Source organism: Citrobacter rodentium NBRC 105723 = DSM 16636 (assembly GCF_021278985.1).
GTDB lineage: Bacteria > Pseudomonadota > Gammaproteobacteria > Enterobacterales > Enterobacteriaceae > Citrobacter_A > Citrobacter_A rodentium.
The window spans coordinates 2,863,846-2,885,212 of record NZ_CP082833.1 but is presented as its reverse complement, the minus strand read 5'-3'; the positions used below and the strand labels follow the sequence as shown (position 1 = coordinate 2,885,212).

The 21,367-nt window shown below is 58.2% G+C and carries 9 protein-coding genes, 1 other RNA gene and 1 pseudogene; 9 read left to right on the top strand and 2 right to left on the bottom strand.

Annotation, left to right across the window (positions count from 1 at the left end):
- Positions 1-503: 503 nt before the first annotated feature.
- From K7R23_RS13615 to K7R23_RS13575, 9 genes are all read left to right on the top strand, one after another.
- Positions 504-13,454: a BapA/Bap/LapF family large adhesin gene (locus K7R23_RS13615; protein WP_012906745.1), complete on the top strand. Its 12,951-nt coding sequence runs from the start codon at positions 504-506 to the stop codon at positions 13,452-13,454.
- Between the two features lie 82 nt (positions 13,455-13,536).
- On the top strand, positions 13,537-14,943 hold the full coding sequence (locus tag K7R23_RS13610; RefSeq protein ID WP_012906746.1) for a TolC family outer membrane protein: 1,407 nt from the start codon (positions 13,537-13,539) through the stop codon (positions 14,941-14,943).
- Positions 14,940-16,706, top strand: coding sequence for an ATP-binding cassette domain-containing protein (locus K7R23_RS13605; protein ID WP_012906747.1), 1,767 nt, complete (start codon positions 14,940-14,942; stop codon positions 16,704-16,706). The genes K7R23_RS13610 and K7R23_RS13605 overlap by 4 nt, the downstream gene beginning before the upstream one ends.
- Before the next feature lie 7 nt (positions 16,707-16,713).
- Positions 16,714-17,877, top strand: a complete 1,164-nt coding sequence (locus tag K7R23_RS13600; RefSeq protein WP_012906748.1) for a beta-barrel domain-containing protein — start codon at positions 16,714-16,716, stop codon at positions 17,875-17,877.
- A gap of 71 nt (positions 17,878-17,948) precedes the next feature.
- Positions 17,949-18,313: a transfer-messenger RNA gene (gene ssrA / locus K7R23_RS13595) on the top strand.
- A 269-nt stretch (positions 18,314-18,582) separates the two neighbouring features.
- Positions 18,583-18,828 (top strand): DinI-like family protein, encoded by a 246-nt coding sequence (locus tag K7R23_RS13590; RefSeq protein WP_012906749.1) that lies wholly within the window; start codon positions 18,583-18,585, stop codon positions 18,826-18,828.
- A gap of 102 nt (positions 18,829-18,930) precedes the next feature.
- The gene (locus tag K7R23_RS13585; RefSeq protein WP_012906750.1) at positions 18,931-19,110 is read left to right on the top strand and encodes a type II toxin-antitoxin system HicA family toxin; all 180 of its coding nucleotides are present in this window, start codon (positions 18,931-18,933) and stop codon (positions 19,108-19,110) included.
- A gap of 23 nt (positions 19,111-19,133) precedes the next feature.
- Positions 19,134-19,544: a type II toxin-antitoxin system HicB family antitoxin gene (locus tag K7R23_RS13580; protein ID WP_012906751.1), complete on the top strand. Its 411-nt coding sequence runs from the start codon at positions 19,134-19,136 to the stop codon at positions 19,542-19,544.
- A gap of 24 nt (positions 19,545-19,568) precedes the next feature.
- Positions 19,569-20,123 (top strand): serine acetyltransferase, encoded by a 555-nt coding sequence (locus tag K7R23_RS13575; RefSeq protein WP_012906752.1) that lies wholly within the window; start codon positions 19,569-19,571, stop codon positions 20,121-20,123.
- Between the two features lie 15 nt (positions 20,124-20,138).
- On the opposite strand, the gene K7R23_RS13570 is transcribed toward K7R23_RS13575, so the two are convergent.
- Together K7R23_RS13570 and K7R23_RS13565 are read right to left on the bottom strand one after the other, a co-directional pair.
- Positions 20,139-20,717, bottom strand: coding sequence for a tail fiber assembly protein (locus tag K7R23_RS13570; RefSeq protein ID WP_012906753.1), 579 nt, complete (start codon positions 20,715-20,717; stop codon positions 20,139-20,141).
- Positions 20,717-21,325, bottom strand: a pseudogene (locus K7R23_RS13565) (phage tail protein); the annotation flags it as partial. The pseudogene K7R23_RS13565 and the gene K7R23_RS13570, both read right to left, overlap by 1 nt.
- Positions 21,326-21,367 lie beyond the last annotated feature (42 nt).

The window sequence follows — 21,367 nt, the reverse complement described above, 5'->3', positions numbered from 1 at the left end:
AATAACCACAATATATTATTAAATATATTCAAAATGATTACGTAGCTTAAGATCATAATACTTCCAATAAAAATTTTTTTAGCTTTTATCACGCCGCAATGACATTACACTTTATGCTTGTAATTATCTTTAGCACACCGCAGAAAAACATTTAAAAAAGTTTAAATACAATAAGTTAATAAAACACCTTAAGTTTAACCTTCACGTCCCCAGCCTCATCACCGCTCCGTAGGGCCTATATCCAGGCTTCATTTAACGCCTCATCAATATTACTTAAGTTGCGAAAACAGATCTTTCTGACTATATCATCTAATACGAAAGTACCAGCACATCAAAAAACAAAAGGTTACACAGCAAACAAGACATTACCTTCTGCACGACCAGTAAACAGAAATCATCCGCGAGAATTCATCATCATGATGAACGGGAGCGTTCGTCTGCACATTTTGCCTGGTGGGTGATTTTAAAATTAACGCTTAGAGCAAGCTATCAGGAGTAAAAATATGCGTCTTCTCGCCGTTATATCGAAATTGACGGGCGTCTCCACCAGTGTCGAAGCTTCTGAATTGACACTGAATACCCCTTCCATTGTGAAGTTATCCGCACAACGGGAAGAAATTAGCCAGCTTGCTCGCGTTAATCAGGATCTGGTCATCACCTTACAGTCTGGCGAAAAGCTAACGATAAAAAACTTCTACGTCACGAACGGCCAGGGCGCGAGTCAGCTGGTACTGGAAGACAGCAGCGGCGCCTTATGGTGGATAGAGAACCCGGAAGCAGGGGTGCAGTTTGAACAGATCTCATCCCTTGATGAACTGCTGATCGCTGACGGCACCAACGAAGGCGGCGCTATCTGGCCCTGGGTGCTGGGCGGCGTGGTCGCCGCCGGGGGGATCGCGGCAATCGCCTCGTCGGGCGGCGGTGGCAGTAGCGGCAATAACGACGATAACGGTAGCGGTAATCCTGACAGCGGCACTAATATCGGCGGCGGTAATAATAATGGCGGCGGTAACACGGGAGGCAGCACTGACACTGGCGGCGGCATTACTCCCCCTCCGTCAGGCAGCATTGACACCACAGCCCCCGTTGTACCAGTCATTACCAGCGCACTGGATTCCGTCTCAGCTATCACGGGTGCGATTCAGTATGACCAGACGACCAATGACAGCCGCCCCATTTTTTCCGGCACCGGTGAAGCTGGCGCGGTGATCACCATTTATGACAATGGTCAGGTTCTCGGTACGGTGACAGCAGACTCGTCAGGTCGCTGGAGCTTCAGACCGCCGTCACCACTGACCGATGGCAAACATGAGCTGACGGTTACGGCGACGGACAAGGCGGGTAATACCAGCGAGGTGTCCGGCGATTTTACCTTTGTTGTGGATACCCAGGCTCCCGGCGCGATAACTGATCTGGCTATCTCCGCAGACGGGCTTGTTATCTCCGGGAACGCGGAGGCTGGCAGTACGGTAACCATTACCAATAGCGATGGTACGGCGCTGGGTACGGTAACCGCAGACAGCAATGGCAAATTTACTTTAACGCTCACGCAAGCGCTCCAGAACGGAGAAGTGCTGACGGCTATTGCGATGGATAAAGCAGGGAATAGCGGACCTTCCGGCACGGTGACTGCGCCGGATACTACCCCGCCGCAGCCTGCCGGTAATCTTGACGTTTCAGACGACGGTACCACCGTCACCGGCACCGCAGAGCCGGGCAGTACGATCACTATTCGCGATCCGGCTGGTAATCCGATTGGTCAGGGCAAAACGGATGACCAGGGGAACTTCAACGTCGTGCTGGATACGCCGCAGACCAACGGTGAAACGGTAACCGTTGTCGTCACCGACACGGCAAACCTGACCAGCCCTCCGGCAACCGCCGTCGCCCCGGACACCACCCCGCCGCAGCCTGCCGGCAATCTTGACGTTTCAGACGACGGCGCCACCGTCACCGGCACCGCTGAGCCGGGCAGCACAATCACCATTCGCGATCCGGCGGGTAATCCCGTTGGTGAGGGCGTAACGGATGAGCAAGGGAACTTCAGCGTCGATCTGGACACGCCACAAAAAAACGGCGAAACGCTCACGGTGACCGCCACCGATGGATCAAGCAACACCAGTCAGCCTGCCAACGTACAGGCGCCCGATATCACCGCGCCGGAAGCGCCGGTAGTGGTATCGATTGTTGATGATGCAGGCGATGTGAAAGGTGATCTGAGCGCCGGGCAAAGCACCGATGATAATCAATTAACCTTCAGCGGGACCGGTGAGCCTGGCGCGACTATTACCATTCTGGACGGGGGGACGGCGTTGCCGGGAAGCGTTATTGTCGGCAGCGACGGTACATGGACGCTCACGACACCCGTTCTTGAAGACGGCAACCATAACTTTACCGTTACGGCGACCGACGCGAATAACCAGACCAGCACACCGTCCGCTTCTGTCACTATTACGGTAGATACCAGCGCGCCCGATGCGCCGTTTATCACCTCGCCGACCACTCCGGCGGCGACCAATCAGCCAGAATTGCCCATCAGCGGCACCGGCGAACCGGGCAGCACCGTTACGCTGTCTGACGGTAATACGGTTATCGGTACGGCGGTGGTTGATGGCGACGGCAACTGGACGATCACGCCTGACACGCCGCTGACTGAAGGCTCGTATACCCTGACCGCGGTCGCCACCGATCCGGCGGGCAACCAGAGTCAGCCTTCTGCACCGATTGTTCTGGAAGTTGATACCACCCCACCTGCGGCGCCCGAAAACGTGGACATTTCTCAGGATGGCGGCACGGTGACCGGTACGGCGGAAACCGGCAGCACGGTGATTATTCGTGATGCCAACGGCGATGTCATTGGTTCCGGCGTAGCGACAGACGGCACGTTCTCCATTGCGATCACCCCTGCGCAAACCGGCAATGCCGACCTGACGGCCACTGCCCGGGATACGGCAGGCAATACCAGCCCTCCGGCAAACTTCAACGGCTCCGGCAGCGGACTGCCGGTTATCAGCGCCGTGGTCGATGATGTAGGTAGCGTTCAGGGCGATCTGAGAAGTGGGCAAACCACCGATGACACCCTGCCCGGCCTGCGCGGTACCGCCACGCCAGATTCAACGCTCAATGTTCTGGTCGATGGCGTTAATGTCGGCACGGTAACCGTTGACGGCACCGGGAACTGGGTCTGGACGACCACCACGGCGCTGGGGGAAGGCGCGCATACCTTCCAGGTTGTTGACAGCACGAATGCGGCAAATGCCTCGGCGGTAGTAAGCATCACCGTCGATCTTACCGCACCGGATCAACCGATCATCGGCGCCGTGACGGACGATGTCGCGCCGGGCACCGGCACGCTCGCCAGCGGCGATACCACCAACGATTCGCGCCCGGCCCTGAGCGGTACCGGCATCGACGGCGAGACGATATCAATCTACGATGGCGCCACGCTGCTTGGGGAAACTCAGGTGGTAAACGGCGTGTGGACCTTTACCCCAACTGACGCGCTGGGTGAAGGCAGACACAGTCTGACCATTACCGCCACCGATGCCGCAGGCAACGTCAGCGCGCCGTCAGCGGCGTTTGAGGTGGTTGTGGACACCACCGCGCCGCTCGTACCCACCATTACCTCCGCCACCGACGACAGCGATCCGCAGACCGGCATCATCGCCAACGGCGGCAGCACCAACGACACCACACCGACTTTTAGCGGCAGCGGTGAAAATGGCAGCATAATCACTATTTTCGACAACGGAGTAAGGATCGGCACGGCCACCGTGACCAACGGTAGCTGGAGCGTCACGCCGCCTGCGCTCAGCGACGGAACACACACCATAACCGTCACCGCCACCGACGCGACAGGTAATATCAGCGCCCCTTCTGCGGCCTGGACCGTCACCGTGGATACCACCCCGCCGCAGCCTGCCGGTAACCTGGACGTTTCTGATGACGGCCTCACGATCACCGGTACAGCCGAAGCAGGCGCCACCGTGACTATCTACGGCAGCGACAGCGCACCGCTGGGTAGCGTAGTGGTTCAGGATGATGGTACTTTCACCGTTACCCTGAACACGCCGCAGACCAACGGTCAGATTGTGACCGCAATTGTCACCGATCCCGCGAACCAGGAAAGTCTTCCGGCAACCGCCACCGCGCCGGACACTACTCCGCCGCAGCCCGCCGGTAATCTTGACGTTTCTGATGATGGCACCACCGTCACCGGTACTGCCGAAGCGGGTACTACCGTGATCATCTACGCCAGCGACAACACGCCGCTCGGTTCTGCGCTGGTTCAGCCCAACGGTACCTTCACCGTCACCCTGAATACACCGCAGACTAACGGCGAGATTTTAACCGCTATCGTCACCGATCCGGCAAACCTGACTAGCCCTCCGGCCACCACCACTGCGCCTGATACCACCGCGCCGCTGGCGGCAGGTAATCTGGATGTTTCGGACGACGGCGCCACCGTCACCGGTACCGCCGAAGCCGGTACTACCGTGACCATCTACGCCAGCGACAACACGCCGCTCGGTTCCGCGGAGGTACGGGCCGACGGTACCTTTACCGTCACCCTGACCACACCGCAAACCAACGGCGAGATTTTAACCGCCATCGTCACCGACGCGGTGAATCTGACCAGCCCGCCGACAACGGCGATCGCCCCGGACACCACCCCGCCGCAGCCTGCCGGTAATCTTGACGTTTCCGATAACGGCGCCACCGTCACCGGCACCGCGGAGCCGGGCAGCACAATCACCATTCGCGATCCGGCTGGTAATCCTATTGGTCAGGGCAAAACGGATGACCAGGGGAACTTCAGCGTCGTGCTGGATACGCCGCAGACCAACGGTGAAACGGTGTCCGTTGTCGTCACCGACACAGCAAATCTGACCAGCCCTCCGGCAACCGCCGTCGCCCCGGATACCACTCCGCCACAGCCTGCCGGTAACCTTGACGTTTCCGATGACGGCGCCACCGTCACCGGCACCGCTGAGCCGGGCAGCACAATCACCATTCGCGATCCGGCGGGTAATCCCGTTGGTGAGGGCGTAACGGACGATCAGGGGAACTTCAGCGTCGAGCTGGATACGCCGCAACAGAACGGCGAAACGCTTACGGTGACCGCCACCGATGGATCAAACAACACCAGTCAGCCAGCCAGCGTACAGGCCCCCGATACCACCGCGCCGGAAGCGCCGGTGGTGGTATCGATTGTCGATGATATCGGCGAGGTAAAAGGGAATCTGAGCAGCGGACAAAGTACCGATGACAACCGGCTGACCTTCAGCGGTACCGGCGAACCGGGGGCGACCATCACCATACTGAACGACGGCGTGCCGCTGCCGGGCACCGCAACCGTTGACAGCGACGGCAACTGGACACTGACGACGGACGTTCTTCCTGATGGTGAGTACACCTTCACCGTGACGGCCACCGACGCGCAGAATCAGACCAGCGCCGCGTCCGACGCCATCATCATTACGGTCGATACCACGCCTCCCGCGGTGCCGGTCCTGACTATCACTGACAACACCGGTGAAATTATCGGTGAACTGGCTAACAACGCCGTTACCGACGCCACGCAGCCGGTGCTGAGCGGAAGCGGTACCGCCGGAGACATTATCACGGTGTATGACGGCACAACGGTGATTGGCACAACCGTAGTTACCGACGCCGGAAGCTGGAGCTTTACCCCGAACCCAGCCCTGAACGAAGGCAGCCATACGCTGAGCGTCACCGCCAGCGATCCGCTGGGCAACACCAGCGCGAACTCCGCCGCGATTGTTATTACGGTGGATACCACGGCGCCAGATGCGCCAGTGCTGACCGTATCCGATGGCGATGACGCGCCGTTAAGCAACGGCCAGGCGACCAACGAAACCCAGCCGGTTCTCAGCGGAACGGGAGTGGACGGAGAGATTATTACCATTTACGACAATGGCGTTGAGGTTACCACCGTCACGATCGCCAACGGCACCTGGGAATATCCTTCCGCCGCACTGGGCGAGGGTGAGCATGTGTTCACCATCACCGTGACCGATGCGGCAGGCAACGTCAGCGATCCCTCCGCGCCAACCGGTATCGTGGTGGATACGACCGCGCCGGCGACGCCGAACCTGACGATCACGGATAACGTCGGCAGCCAGACGGGCCCGCTGGATAACGGTCAGTTCACCGACGACACGCTGCCGCTGCTGAGCGGAAGCGGTACCGCAGGCGACACGATTACCATTACTCTCGACGGCGTGGCGCTGCCGCCGCTGACCATCGATAACGCCGGAAACTGGAGCTATCAGCTGACAACGCCGCTGACGCCGGGCGATCACACCATCTCTCTCACCGCCACCGATCCGGCGGGTAACAGCACCACCTCAGCGGATCGGATCGTACGCGTTGATACCCAGGCGCCCACCACGCCTACCCTCACGGTTAGCGAGAACGGCGAGCCGCTGAGCAGCGGCGGCCAGACAAATGACACCACCCCGACCCTGAGCGGCACGGGCGAAACGGGCAGCATTGTCACCATCCTGAATAACGGCGTGGCGATCGGCACGGCAGAGGTGATCGGCGGCGTCTGGAGCTTTACGCCAGCCACCCCGCTGCCGGAAGGCAGCTACAGCTTTAGCGTAACGGCGTCAGATGCTGCCGGAAACATCAGCCCGCCTTCGGCTGAGTTTGCTGTGACGGTAGATACCAGCGCGCCCGATGCGCCGTTTATCACCTCGCCAAACAGCCCGGCGGCAACCAATCAGCCAGAATTACCAATTATCGGCACCGGCGAACCGGGCAGCACCGTTACGCTGTCTGACGGTAATACGGTTATCGGTACGGCGGTGGTTGATGGCGACGGCAACTGGACGATCACGCCTGACACGCCGCTGACTGAAGGCTCGTATACCCTGACCGCGGTCGCCACCGATCCGGCGGGCAACCAGAGTCAGCCTTCTGCACCGGTCGTTCTGGAGGTGGATACCACCCCACCTGCGGCGCCCGAAAACGTGGACATTTCTCAGGATGGCGGCACGGTGACCGGTACGGCGGAAACCGGCAGCACGGTGATTATTCGTGATGCCAACGGCGATGTCATTGGTTCCGGCGTAGCGACAGACGGCACGTTCTCCATTGCGATCACCCCTGCGCAAACCGGCAATGCCGACCTGACGGCCACTGCCCGGGATACGGCAGGCAATACCAGCCCTCCGGCAAACTTCAACGGCTCCGGCAGCGGACTGCCGGTTATCAGCGCCGTGGTCGATGATGAGGGTAGCGTTCAGGGCGATGTGAATAACGGAGGCACCACCGACGACACTCTGCCCGGCCTGCGCGGTACCGCCACGCCAGATTCAACGCTCAATGTACTGGTCGACGGCGTTAATGTCGGCACGGTAACCGTTGACGGCACCGGGAACTGGGTCTGGACGACCACCACGGCGCTGGGTGAAGGCGCGCATACCTTCCAGGTTGTTGACAGCACGAATGCGGCAAATGCCTCGGCGGTAGTGAATATCACCGTCGATCTTACCGCACCGGTTCAGCCAGCCATCGGCAGCGTAACGGACGATGTCGCGCCGGGCACCGGCACGCTCGCCAGCGGCGATACCACCAACGATGCGCGCCCGGCCCTGAGCGGTACCGGCACCGACGGCGAGACGATTTCGATCTACGATGGCGCCACGCTGCTTGGAGAAACGCAGGTGGTCAACGGCGCATGGACCTTTACGCCGCCCACAGCGCTGGATGAAGGCAGCCACAGCCTGACCATTACCGCCACCGATGCCGCAGGCAACGTCAGTGTGCCGTCAGCAGCGTTTGAGGTGGTTGTGGACACCACCGCACCGCTCGCGCCAACCATTACTTCGGCGACTGATGACAGCGATCCGCAGACCGGCATCATCGCCAACGGCGGCAGCACGAACGACACCACGCCAGCCTTTACCGGCAGCGGCGAAGAAGGCAGCACCATTACGTTCTACGACAATGGCGTCAGGATCGGTACGGCCACCGTGACCAACGGTAGCTGGAGCTTCACGCCGCCTGCGCTCAGCGCCGGAACACACAACATTACCGTCACCGCCACCGACGCGACAGGTAATATCAGCGCCCCTTCTGCGGCCTGGACCGTCAACGTGGATACCACCGCGCCGCTCGCGCCGGTGATCCAGAGCGTCACCGATGATACCGCTCCTGTCACGGGAGTGCTGGCGAACGGGCAAAGCACCAATGACAGCCAGCCGACCTTCCAGGGAACGGCGGAGCCGGGCGCAACCGTCACCCTTTATGACGGCACCACCGTAATCGGCAGCGTCGTCGCGGGCGCGGATGGCAGCTGGTCGCTTTCTCCGGATAGTCCGTTAAACAATGGTCTGCATAACCTGACCGTCACAGCGACGGATGCCGCTGGCAACGAAGGCCCGGCGGCGAGCTTCTCGCTGACCGTTGATACCCTGGCGCCATCCACGCCGGTAATCACTTCGGTCACTGATGATGTTGCGCCCAACAGCGGCGCGCTGGCGAACGGGCAAAGCACCAACGATACGCGCCCAACGCTGGCCGGGACCGCAGAAGCCAACAGCACCGTCAGCATTTTTGACGGCACAACGCTGCTGGGCACCGTCCAGGCTGACGGCACGGGCGCCTGGAGCTTTACGCCGCCTACGGCGCTCGCCAGCGGCTCACATACCTTTAACGTGACCGCCACCGATGCCGCAGGCAACGTCAGCACCGGAGCCGGTTTTACTCTGGTAGTCGATACCGTCGCCCCCACGGCGCCAGTCATCGTCAGCGTGGCCGACAACGTCACGCCCGGTACGGGCGACCTCAGCAGCGGGCAGACCACCAACGATCCTCGTCCGGTTATCACAGGTACGGGCGAGCCGGGCAGCACCATTAACGTCTATGACGGCAGCGTACTGCTCGGCACCGCTGTGGTCAGCGAAGGCGGAAGCTGGACCTACAGACCGGACGGACTGGCGCAGGGTACGCACACCCTGCGGGTGACGGCCACCGATGCGGCGGGCAATACTGGCCCGGCATCGGCAAACTTTACCCTGACGGTCGACACCGCTGCGCCTGTCGCACCGGTTATCACCAGCGTGACCGATGACGCAGGCCCGGTGACCGGCAGCCTGACCAGCGGTCAGTCCACCAACGATACGCGCCCCACCTTTACCGGCACGGGCGAACCCGGCACCACCATCAGCGTTGCGGATAACGGCGTCATCATCGGCACGGCTACGGTGGGCGACAACGGCGCCTGGACCTTTACCCCGACGAGCGATCTCGGCCAGGGCTCACATCCGCTGACCTTTACGCCGACGGATGCTGCGGGTAACGTCGGCCCGGCAGCCAGTTTCACCGTGGCGGTAGACAGCGTCGCTCCGCTGGCGCCTGCGATCGTCTCCGTGGTGGATGACAGCGCGCCGCAGACCGGCAACCTGTCGCCTGGCCAGAGTACTAACGACACCCGTCCGACCCTTAACGGGACGGGGGAAGCGGGCACCACGCTGACCTTTAGCGATAACGGCACGGTCATCGGCAGCGTCGTGGTCAGCGCTGACGGGACATGGACCTTTACGCCAACGACAGCGTTAAGCAACGGTCCGCACACGCTTTCCGTAAACGCCACCGATGCGGCGGGCAATGTTGGTCCGTCCAGCAGCTTCAACGTAACGGTGGATACCGTTGCGCCAGCCGCGCCGGTAATCACCACCATCCTTGATGACGTCAGCAACAATACGGGCGCGATAGGCAGCGGGCAAAGCACCAACGATACGCTGCCGGAGCTGCGCGGCACCAGTGAGCCGGGGGCGTTTATCAATATCTACGATGGCGCAACCCTGCTTACGCCGACGCCGATTCAGGCGGATGCGAACGGGGCGTGGAGCTTTACGCCGACGGCTGCGCTGGGCGAAGGGTCGCATAGTTTTACGGCCCAGGCCACCGATGCGGCGGGCAACGTCAGCCCGGCCTCGGCAATCTCCACCATTGTTGTCGATACCACGCCGCCTGCCGCGCCAGCGAACCTGGCGGTGGTCGCTAACGGCGCCAGCGTAACCGGTACGGCGGAAGCGGGCAGCACCATTACCATCACCGGCAGCAACGGCACGGTGCTGGGTACCGGCGTCGCCGACGGCTCCGGCAACTTCGCTGTTTTGATCAGCCCATCGCAGGTCGGCGGAGAAACCTTACAGGTTATCGCTCAGGACAGAGCCGGTAATACCGGCGCCGCGGGCAGCGTCGTCGCGCCGTTTACCGGTCTGCCCGGATCGCCGGTGATCGCCTCGCTGACCGATGATGTCGGTTCAATCACCGGATCGGTAGCCAACGGACAGGCGACTAACGACGCCACGCCGCTGATTAACGGCACCGGACAGCCGTTCGCCACCATCACTATCTACAGCGACGGCGTATCGATTGGCACCACCACGGCAAACGCCGAGGGCAACTGGTCGTTCGCCCCGTCGACCGCTATCGCTGACGGTACGCACGCGCTGACCGCCACGGCAACCAACGCCAACGGCACCAGTACCTTCTCGCCCACCTTTAGCGTGACTGTCGACACCGTCACCGCCGCCCCGACCGGCAGCGTAAGCGGTGACGGCGCCAGCATCAGCGGCACCGCCGAGGCGGGCAGTACGGTCACGATAACGCTCAGCACCGGCGAAACCGTTACCACCACCGCCAACAGTAGCGGCAATTACACCTACACCTTCGATCGCAAACAGACCAGCGGCGAGAACATCAGCGTCAGCGCCACCGACGCGGTCGGTAACGTTTCAACGCCGACGCAGGTTCAGGCACCAACGCTGCCTATCTCGGCCAGCGATAACGTAGAAAACCTGACCATCACCACCGACGCCACCGTCACCAACAGCGACTACAGCGATTACGGTCTGCTGCTGGTGGGCGCGCTCGGCAACGTGGCGAACGTGCTGGGTAACGATACGGCGGCGGTGGAGTTCACCGTACAGAGCGGCGGCAGCGCTAATCTGGTTATTGACGCCAGCACCACCGGGGTAGTGCTCTCTCTGCTGAACACCCAGGAGGTGGCGATCCAGAAATATGACGCCGCCACCAACTCCTGGACCACGGTTATTGACACCGCACAGGCGCAGTTCGCCAATCTGCTGACCCTGGGCAGCAGCGGCGTAACGGTGAACGTCAGCGGGCTGGAAGGCGGAACCTACCGGGTACTGACCTATAACACCGCGCTGCTGGCGACCGGTTCTTACACCGCCCTGAACGTCAGCGTTGAGGAGACCAGCGCGGGCACCATCACCAGCGCCGAGACGCAGACCGGCAACGTGCTGAACAACGACAGCGCGCCGCTGGATACCGTCGTAACAACCGTCACCAGCGCTAATGGCAACAGCGTCACGCTCGGTTCCGGCAGCAGCGTCCTGCAGGGCGTTTACGGAACATTGACGATTAACCCGGACGGCAGCTACAGCTACGCCCTGAACCCGAACAGCCCGGCGTCGGTGATTGGCCGGACCGAAAGTTTCACCTACACCATTACCGGCGGCGGCAACAGCACGTCGGCGAAGCTGGTGATTACTCTCGGCAATGAGACGCCGGCGAGCAGCGTTACCGCCGTGGATAACCTCGTCACCCTGCCGTACGACACCCATGTGGAAGCCATTAATAACGGGCCTTCCTCTCAGGGCGGCTTTACGGTGGTGAATGTAAGCCTCGGCAACGTGCTCGATGTTGGGGTGCTCGACAGACTGAGCAACCCAATCATCTTCGACGTTGAGGAAGGCACCACGCGCACCATGACGCTACAGTCGACCATTGGCGGCGTGGCGGTGGCGTCGAGCTTCGATCTGTATATTTACCGCTTCAATGATGTGACCCAGCGGTTTGAGCAGTGGCGGGTGGAGCCGAACTGGCTGAACGCGCCGCTGCTGGGCGGCCAGTCCAGCCAGCTGACGCTGAATCTGCCCGGCGGCGAGTATCTGTTCCTGCTGAATCCGTCATTTGGCATCACGGCGCTGACTGGCTACACCCTCAATGTGCTTGCGGATCATGTCTACAGCGTCGAAAGCCTGAGCACCGCCACCCAGGGCAACCTGCTGAACGACGACGTTGCCCCTGATGGTACGCTGGTCACCCAGGTGAACGGCGTCGCGGTCGCCGCGACCGGCACCACGACGATTGTCGGCGCCTGGGGCACCCTGACCATCGACGCGCAGGGTAATTACTCCTATACCCTGAAAAGCGGCATCGGCGCCGACAGCACCAGGACGCCGGACAGCTTCGTCTATACGGTCCGGGCGCCAAACGGCGATACCGACACCGCCTCGCTCAACATCCAGCCGACCGCCCGGACGCTGGATGCGGTAAACGACGTCAGCGACACCCTGATTGCGCCGTCGGTACAGGATACCGCGAGCTATCTGGATACCACCGTCGGCACGGCAAGCTGGGGAGCGCTTGGCAGAAGCGGCAGCGGTAGCGGCACCTTTGAGGTCGCCGATGGCACGATCCTGAAAGGCGCGGCGATAGTCTTTAACGTCTCAACGCTGATTACGCTCGGTAACCTGACCATCAACTGGACGGTGCTGGAAAACGGCGTGGTGATTCGCTCCGGTACCGCTCCGGTCGCCAATATCACTCTTGGCGGCGCCACGGTGACCGTTAACCTCACCGGACTGGAGCTGGACGGCGGCACCTATACGCTGAACTTCACCGGCAATAATACCCTGGTGGGCGCGGCAACCATCACGCCACGGATAACCGGTACGACTGTCGATCTGGATAATTTTGAAACGTCCGGCACGCATGCCGTCTCCGGCAATATTTTTGACGGCAGCGACTCCGCGGGCGCGCTGGATCAGCTGAACACCGTCGATACCCGTCTGACGGTGACCGGCGCCAGCGGCAGTTCCGCCACGCTGGATCCGTACTCCAACGCCCCGACCACCATTCAGGGTCAGTACGGCTCGCTGCAAATCCGCGCCGACGGCTCTTATACCTACACGCTCAACAACGGCGTGGCGATTTCCTCTATCACGACGAAGGAGACATTTAGCTACAAACTCGATGACACCCGCGGTCATACCGATACCGCGACCCTGACGGTGGATATTGCGCCGCAGGTCGTCAGTACCGCGCAAAACGATGTGCTGGTGGGCTCGGCCTATGGCGATACGCTGATTTACAACCTGCTTAACGCCAGCAGCGCAACGGGCGGTAACGGCGTCGACACATGGCGAAACTTCTCGCTGGCCCAGGGCGACAAGATCGACATCGGCGATCTGCTGGTGGGCTGGAACGGGCAGAACGCCTCGCTTGGCAACTATCTCACCGTGACCACCAGCGGTGGCAATACCACGATTGCCATCGACCGCGACGGCTCGGGCAGCACGTATCAGTCAACGACGCTCGTTACCCTGGAGAACGTACAGACCACGCTCAATGAGCTGATCGAACAGAACCACATTGTGACCTGACAGGAACGTAATACCGACAACACAACGACCCCGGGCGCACGTTCGCCCGGGGCGAAAAGAAGCCAGCTTAGGGAAGTAAAAAATGGGAAAACGACAGCTGACCTGTTGGTGGCTGGCTGGAAACCTGTGCGCGTTTCCGGCCATTGCCGCCGAAGAGTCACCCCGCATCGCCCCGCAGCAGTGGGTTGAGCAGCAGGAGCTGCCCTCGCTGAATGGACCAATGCCGCTAACCGGCGACAGCGCCGCCCCCGGCGAACTTACACTTTCTCAGGCGGTCAATCGCGCCGTCTCTTGGCATCCGTCGATCGCCGAAGTGGTCGGCAAACTGTATGCCCAAATCCAGCAGGTGGACGTCGCCAAAGCAAAATATTATCCGCAGATTAACGCCGGGATGAACAACGGCTATACCAACAGCTATTCCGACAGCGGCTTCAGTCCGTCGCTGGTGCTCTCGCTTTCGCAGATGCTCTACGACTTCGGCAAAGTCGCCAGCCAGGTGCGGGCGGAAAACGCCGGGGTCGCGCAGGAGCAGGCCAACGTGCTGGTGAGCATTGACAACGTCGGCCTCGAGACCGCTTCAACGATGGTGCAGGTGCAAACCTGGCAGCAGATGGTGGAGGTGGCTAAAGAGCAACTGGACGCCCTGAGCGCCATCGGCAGGCTCACCAATCAGCGTAACGATGAGGGCGCCAGTTCGCTTTCCGATGTGGTGCAGACCGATGCGCGTATCGAGGGCGCACGCGCGCAGCTCATCCAGTATCAGGCCAACCTGGAAAGCGCGCAGGAGACGCTGAAAACCTGGCTTGGCTGGAAAAACCTCAACGGGATCAGCAACGATTTTCCGGCAAAGCTTAGCCGCAGCTGCGAGCTGGCCACACCGGACGACAAACTGGTGCCCTCGGTACTCGCCGCCTGGGCGCAGGCCAACGTCGCGCAGGCGAATCTCGACTACGCCAACGCGCAGATGACGCCAACCGTCTCGCTGGAACCGGAAGTTCGCCATTACCTGAACGATAACTATTCGGGCAGCGCGTCCATCGACCGCACCCAGTATTCGGCATGGGTCAGGGTTGAGATGCCGATTTACCAGGGCGGCGGCTTAACCGCGCGCCGCAATGCCACCAGCCACGCGGTGGAATCGGCGCAGTCCGCCATTCAGCGCACCCGACTGGATGTGCGCCAGAAACTGCTTTCCGACCGCAGCGAAGCGATGAATCTCGCCACCTCGCTGCAAATCCAGCAACGCCAGCAGACGTTGAGCGAGCGGACGCGGGAGCTGTATCAGCAGCAGTATCTCGATCTCGGCTCCCGCCCTCTGCTGGACGTGCTCAACGCTGAGCAGGAGGTATATCAGGCCCGCTTTGCGCAGATCCAGACCGAAAGCCAGCTGCATCAGTTGCAGTTGAACTGCCTGTACAACAGCGGTCAGATGCGTCGGGCGTTTGGCCTGGAAAATCGCACCATCCAGTCCGTGGAGATCCAGCCATGAGCCATGCCGACATTCCTGCCAATGAACCGATTAGCGCCCCGGCGCTGGCCAACTGGGCGCGGGCGATGAACCACATCGCCGCCCATTACCGTATCGCCTGTTCTCCCGGCGCGCTACAGGCCAGCGCGCCGTGGTTTAAAGATAAACCGATGACCCAGGCGCTCACCCAGCTTGCCCGCCAGGCCGGCCTCTCTTTTCAGCCGCTGACGCCTACGGAGCAGTCACTCAGCCGCTGGAAACTGCCGGTGGTGATTCAGCTGCAGGATGGCGATCTGGTGCTGGTGGAGCAGTTTGATGGCGATAACCAGCTTGATGTCTGCTTTGTTAACGGCGAGCTGCAGCGCAACCGGATTACCCTCAGCGAACTGTTGCCGACCATTCGTTTTATTATCGCGCTGCGCCCGATCTCGGCGATGAAAGACAGCCGGGTGGACGCCTACGTTTCGCGCTTCAGAGCCGACTGGCTGAAAAGTCTGGTGCTGAAGGATCTGCGCCCCTACGGTCCGGTCATGCTGGCGGCGCTGCTGATGATCCTCCCCGGCCTGCTGCTGCAAAAGAAGCTGGCGGAACTGGCGAACCAGTCAGCGCATGAGGCCACGCTGCGTAACGCGGTGCTGGTGGAGAGCGTACAGGGGCTGGAGGATATTAAGCTGATGCAGGCGGAGAATCGCTTTCTGCAACAGTGGAACAGCTATATCCGCATCACCGCCGAGTCCGGTCTGCGCACCCGCGAGCTGTCGCAGGGGTTGATCAACTGGGGAGTGACGGTCCAGGGGCTGGTGTACGCGGCGGTGGTGATGTTCGGCGCGCCGCTGGTGATTGAAGGCACGCTGACCACCGGTTCGGTAGTGGCCGCCTCCATGCTCGCCTCGAGGATGATCGCCCCGATGGGCAACCTGTGCGGCGTGCTGGCGCGCTGGCAGCAGGTAAAAGCGGCTAAAAAAGGGCTCGACAGCATTATGGAGCTGCCTGTCGAGACTCAGCGCGACGAGACGCTGGTGCACCAGGACATTTTTCACGGCCACTATCTGTTTGAGAACGCTCAGTTCCGCTATCACAGTGAAGATCAGCGGGTGCCGCTGCGCATTAACCGACTGGAGATTGCCGCCGGTGAGCGCATCGCGGTCCTGGGGCGCAACGGCGCGGGTAAGTCGACGCTATTGCAGGCGCTGGCGGGAGGGGTGGATTTGGTGGAAGGCGATGCCCGGCTCGACAACATCAGCCTGCCGCACATTGATATGGCCGATTTACGTCGCAACGTCGGCCTTCTCAGCCAGAACGCGCGCCTGTTTTACGGCACCCTGCGCGAGAACCTGACGCTTGGCGCGCCGCACGCCAGCGATAACGAGATTTTTGCCGTGCTGGACATCTGCGGTGCGGCGAACTTCGTAAAGCGTCTGCCCAAAGGGTTAGATCATCCGATTATGGAAGGGGGAACCGGGCTGTCCGGCGGTCAGCGCCAGTCCATCATGCTGGCCCGTATGCTGTTGCGCGCGCCCAATATCGTCCTGCTGGACGAACCTACCGCCTCGCTGGACGAGCACGCTGAGCGTGAATTTATTCAGCGGCTGGGCCAGTGGCTTGGCAACCGCACGCTGATTGTCGCCACCCATCGCGTGCCGGTGCTGGAGCTGGTGGAGCGGGTGATTGTGCTTAAAGAGGGTCAACTGGTTATGGATGCGCCGAAAGCGCAGGCGCTGGGGCAGAGTCGTATGGCCGCACAGAATGTACGGGAGTGGAAAAATGAAAACCAGTCAGCCTGACGCATCAATGGACGCGCTCGACGACAGCCGCGAGCGCGAATTTTCGGGGGCCAGCCGTATCATCTGGCTGACCGGGATTTTGTGTCTTCTCCTCGCAGTATGGGCGTGGTTCGGCGTTCTGGATGAAGTGTCGACCGGCACCGGAAAAGTGATCCCCAGCTCGCGCGAGCAGGTATTGCAGTCGCTGGACGGCGGGATCCTCGCGGAACTGATGGTACATGAGGGCGATCAGGTGCAGGCTGGTCAGGTGCTGGCGCGCCTCGATCCAACCCGTTCGGAGTCGAACGTCGGCGAGAGCGCCGCCCGCTATCGCGCCTCGCTGGCCTCCAGCCAGCGCCTGACCGCGGAAGTGAGCGACAAACCGCTGGTCTTTTCAGACGAACTGAAAGACTGGCCGGAGCTGATCGCTTCGGAGACACGGCTGTACAACAGCCGCCGCGCGCAGCTTGCCGATGCGCAGACCGAGCTGAAAGAGGCGCTGGCGCTGGTCAATAAAGAACTGGCGATTACCGAACGGCTGGCGAAAAGCGGCGCCGCCAGCCACGTTGAGGTGCTACGCCTGCAGCGCCAGAAAAGCGACATTGGCCTGAAGCTCACCGATTTGCGCTCACAGTATTACGTGCAGGCGCGCGAGGCGCTTTCCAAAGCCAACGCCGAAGTGGCGATGCTAACCGCCATCATCAAAGGACGGTCAGATTCAGTGACGCGTCTGACGGTGCGTTCGCCGGTACGCGGCATTGTGAAAAATATCCAGGTCACCACCATCGGCGGCGTTATTCCGCCAAACGGCGAGATGATGGAGATTGTGCCGGTTGACGATCATCTGCTGATAGAAACCCGTCTGTCGCCGCGCGACATCGCATTTATCCATCCGGGGCAGCGCGCGCTGGTGAAAATCACCGCCTACGATTATGCCATTTACGGCGGACTTGAAGGGGTAGTGGAAACCATTTCGCCCGATACCATTCAGGATGAAGTGAAGCCGGAGATCTTCTACTACCGCGTCTTTATCCGCACCAAACAGGACTTTTTGCAGAACAAGCTGGGGCGTCAGTTCTCTATCGTACCGGGAATGATCGCCACGGTGGATATCAAAACAGGTGAAAAAACCATCGTCGACTATTTAATCAAACCGTTCAATCGGGCCAAAGAGGCGCTACGCGAGCGCTAAATGGTTGAAGGTTAGCGAAATGAGGGACTGGTCACGACTGTCACAAGTCTGTTATACTGTCCTGACACATTGGGGCTGATTCTGGATTCGACGGGATTCGCGAAACCCAAGGTGCATGCCGAGGTGCGGTAGGCCTCGTTAATAAACCGCAAAAAAATAGTCGCAAACGACGAAAACTACGCTTTAGCAGCTTAATAACCTGCTCAGAGCCCTCTCTCCCTAGCTTCCGCTCTTAAGACGGGGATCAAAGAGAGGTCAAACCCAAAAGAGATCGCGTGGATGCCCTGCCTGGGGTTGAAGCGTTAAAACTAATCAGGCTAGTCTGGTAGTGGCGTGTCCGTCCGCAGGTGCCAGGCGAATGTAAAGACTGACTAAGCATGTAGTACCGAGGATGTAGGAATTTCGGACGCGGGTTCAACTCCCGCCAGCTCCACCACTTTAGACAGGACAGTGCAAGGACAGCACCAGTAAAAACAGGAAGTTAGCAGTCCCGGCAGGACACCGACCAGACGGTAGCGGGACAAAAAAGGATACGTAAAGGAGCCGCGGCTCCAAAACAATCAAGCCAGCCTCTCAGGGGCTGGTTTTTTTGTGCCATAAATTTGCACAAAAATTCTTACCTGATCGACACAGCTTACAACTTGACACTGTATGTATGACCAGTTAAATATAACTGTATATTCAACCAGTAAAGGAGATGCTAAAATGCGTGTCGAAATCAGTATTGCCAAAGAAAAATACGGAAAGTTACCGAAAACCGCGCCTTCCGCACTTCAGGAAGAAATGACAAAGCGCCTGGGTAAACAATACCAGGATATTGAAGTCATCGTAAAACCAGCTGGAAGCGACGGTCTATCGGTCTTCCGTGCAGTGGATAAAGATGAAACCAAGAAGAACGTGGAAAAAATGCTGCAAGAGGTCTGGGAGTCGGCTGATGACTGGTTCTTCTGACATAGAATAGCCACACTATAACTCCAATAACCCCAAAAAACTTGACCCCGCCCCTCAATTGGGTTACTATAACCCCATCAAAACAATACAGAGAGCCGGAGGATGGATAGCAGGAATGCGATAGCAATGATTGAAGCTGACGGGTGGTATCTGGTGAGAGTAAAAGGTAGTCATCACCAGTTTAAGCACCCAACCAAGAAAGGGCTGGTAACGGTGAAACATCCACAGAAAGATATACCGCTACCAACACTCAAAAGCATCAAGAAACAGGCGGGGCTCTAAGCCCCTGCCTCCTGGAGGTTCAAATGTTATATCCCGTTGCTATTGATAAAGGCGATTCATCCTTCGGCGTTCGCGTACCTGATATTCCAGGCTGCTTCTCTGGCGGCGACAACTATCAGGATGCGATAGAGAGCGTGCGTGAGGCTATCGACGCACATATCGAATTACTGGTGGAAGATGGTGAAGCGGTGCCGGAAGCTACCAGCGTGGAAAACTGGCTCGCAGATCCCGATTATACAGGCGTAGTATGGGCACTGGTGGATGTAGACGTTACCCGGTTAATGGGGAAAGCAGAAAAAATCAACGTAACGCTTCCCTCTTTGCTGATCCGTCGTATCGATCAATTTGTTGCCGCTCATCCCGAATATGGTAGCCGCTCAGGCTTCCTGTCACGTGTGGCTGCTGATAAAGTGATCGGACGGGAAAAACGTTAAGCCTCGTTAGAGGCTTTAGGTGAAATGATGCGCAAAAAAGAATTAGCTTTTCTTAAAGAGTGTTTAAGAGTAGAAGTTATCGGAAATAAGGATAAGAAATTCTCATGGGCTCGCACCATCAGACATGCCTGGCGTCAACCTAAACGTAGATTTCTTTTCTGGTGGCGCATTGCATCTTATCTATATGGTTCAAATAACAAACAACTAAAAAAAATAGGGAAAAGAATAAATAGAAAATTATTTTTTAAATATAACACAGACATTGAACTAGGTGTTTCAATTGCCCCCGGATTATATATTGGACATTATAGCGGGATTGTTATCACAAGATATGCGACGATAGGCAAAAACTTCAACATAAGACAAAACACCACTATTGGATTAAAAAACAATAACACTAATAAAATCACAATTGGTGATAATGTTAATGTTGGAGCAAACTCCTGCATTATATCAGAAAACATTGTAATTGGTGACAACGTAAAAATAGGAGCTTTTACATTCGTTAATAAAACGATACCCTCAAACTCTATTTATTACACAAAAAAAGAAAACATCTGTAAAGAATGGGAGGTTTAACCTCCCTTCCTTTTATTACTCTACTAGCTCTGGCCATTGAATGTTGGGCACATCAGTTGGTTGCACGCGACTGAGCAATATTCGATATTTTTTCCACTCTTTCAGGCGTATCTTCTCATCATCTGTAGCCATATCTAAATCAACAGCGTCCTGTAAGGTGGCAATGATTTCACCAGCCTGTTGGAGCTGTTCTTTCTTCTGCGATTCAGCTTCTCTGATAAATGCCTCACGCTCTGCATCGACATCATCTATCCATGCTTCTCCATTCCACTTCTGATAGTTCCTGTCTGGTGAAATAGTTGTCACATTTGGCGGTAATGCACCAAGGGACGAAATATAAATTGGCATACCTGTTTCAGTTTCATACACAGTAATCCCACGATGATCTTCAACCAAAAGCCATGTATTTTCATCAATATCAAAAATGGCCGCATATCCAGCAGGAATTTCTGGTGGCGCAATATTGGTACAATTTGCAGGTAATCCTGTATATGGTGGTATATATGTATCACTCTCACCAATAAATTCATTAGTACCATCTAGTAAGTTAAACACATTAATTGTTTGTGCTTCTGCAATCATTTTAAAAGTCATTATGCAAGCCTCACGATGTAATTATATGCAATGTTTTTTACAGTATTTTCTGCATTACCAGAAGCATTTACCGTAATGGTATGCCCATGCGAACCGATTGCGATTGTATGAGAATGAGCACCAATACCGACAGTATGGTTGTGTGCACCAATGCCTACGGTATGGGCATGGTTACCTGCTGAACTGGTCTGAACAGTATTTCGAAGACCATCAGAATCCCAATCACCTCTGGTACCTGATGGCTGTGCACCTGTCGTATAACCGTGGGTATGTTCGCCAGTTGTGTTGGTAGTTTTAGTACCGTAATCAAATGTACTGGTCGTTTTAGTCCCATAATCAAACGAACTGGTTGTTTTCGTGCCTAAATCCGTATTTGAGGCGCTGGCACTATGGGTATGCGACTTGATGCCATCCTGCTCCTGAGACAGAACTACTCGCCCACTGGCAGGTTTCCCCTTTATTGTCCATCCACGCATATCAGGGATAACACCTCCAGGATACGCAATTGCCAGTTTGGGGTATTTCGCTTTATCAAACGTCTGGCCCTGCATCAGCGCATACCCGTCCGGTACCGTATCCGACGGCCAGGGAATGGGAGAGCCAACCGGGACACCAGAAGCATCATCTGTGGCCTTTTTAATAAGGCCCTG

What these genes read in the sequence shown, in the direction of transcription:
- K7R23_RS13615 (WP_012906745.1), top strand. Translation starts at nt 504, where the DNA reads ATGCGTCTTCTCGCCGTTATATCGAAATTGACGGGCGTCTCCACCAGT.
- K7R23_RS13610 (WP_012906746.1), top strand. Translation starts at nt 13,537, where the DNA reads ATGGGAAAACGACAGCTGACCTGTTGGTGGCTGGCTGGAAACCTGTGC.
- K7R23_RS13605 (WP_012906747.1), top strand. Translation starts at nt 14,940, where the DNA reads ATGAGCCATGCCGACATTCCTGCCAATGAACCGATTAGCGCCCCGGCG.
- K7R23_RS13600 (WP_012906748.1), top strand. Translation starts at nt 16,714, where the DNA reads ATGGACGCGCTCGACGACAGCCGCGAGCGCGAATTTTCGGGGGCCAGC.
- K7R23_RS13590 (WP_012906749.1), top strand. Translation starts at nt 18,583, where the DNA reads ATGCGTGTCGAAATCAGTATTGCCAAAGAAAAATACGGAAAGTTACCG.
- K7R23_RS13585 (WP_012906750.1), top strand. Translation starts at nt 18,931, where the DNA reads ATGGATAGCAGGAATGCGATAGCAATGATTGAAGCTGACGGGTGGTAT.
- K7R23_RS13580 (WP_012906751.1), top strand. Translation starts at nt 19,134, where the DNA reads ATGTTATATCCCGTTGCTATTGATAAAGGCGATTCATCCTTCGGCGTT.
- K7R23_RS13575 (WP_012906752.1), top strand. Translation starts at nt 19,569, where the DNA reads ATGATGCGCAAAAAAGAATTAGCTTTTCTTAAAGAGTGTTTAAGAGTA.
- K7R23_RS13570 (WP_012906753.1), bottom strand. Translation starts at nt 20,717, where the DNA reads ATGACTTTTAAAATGATTGCAGAAGCACAAACAATTAATGTGTTTAAC.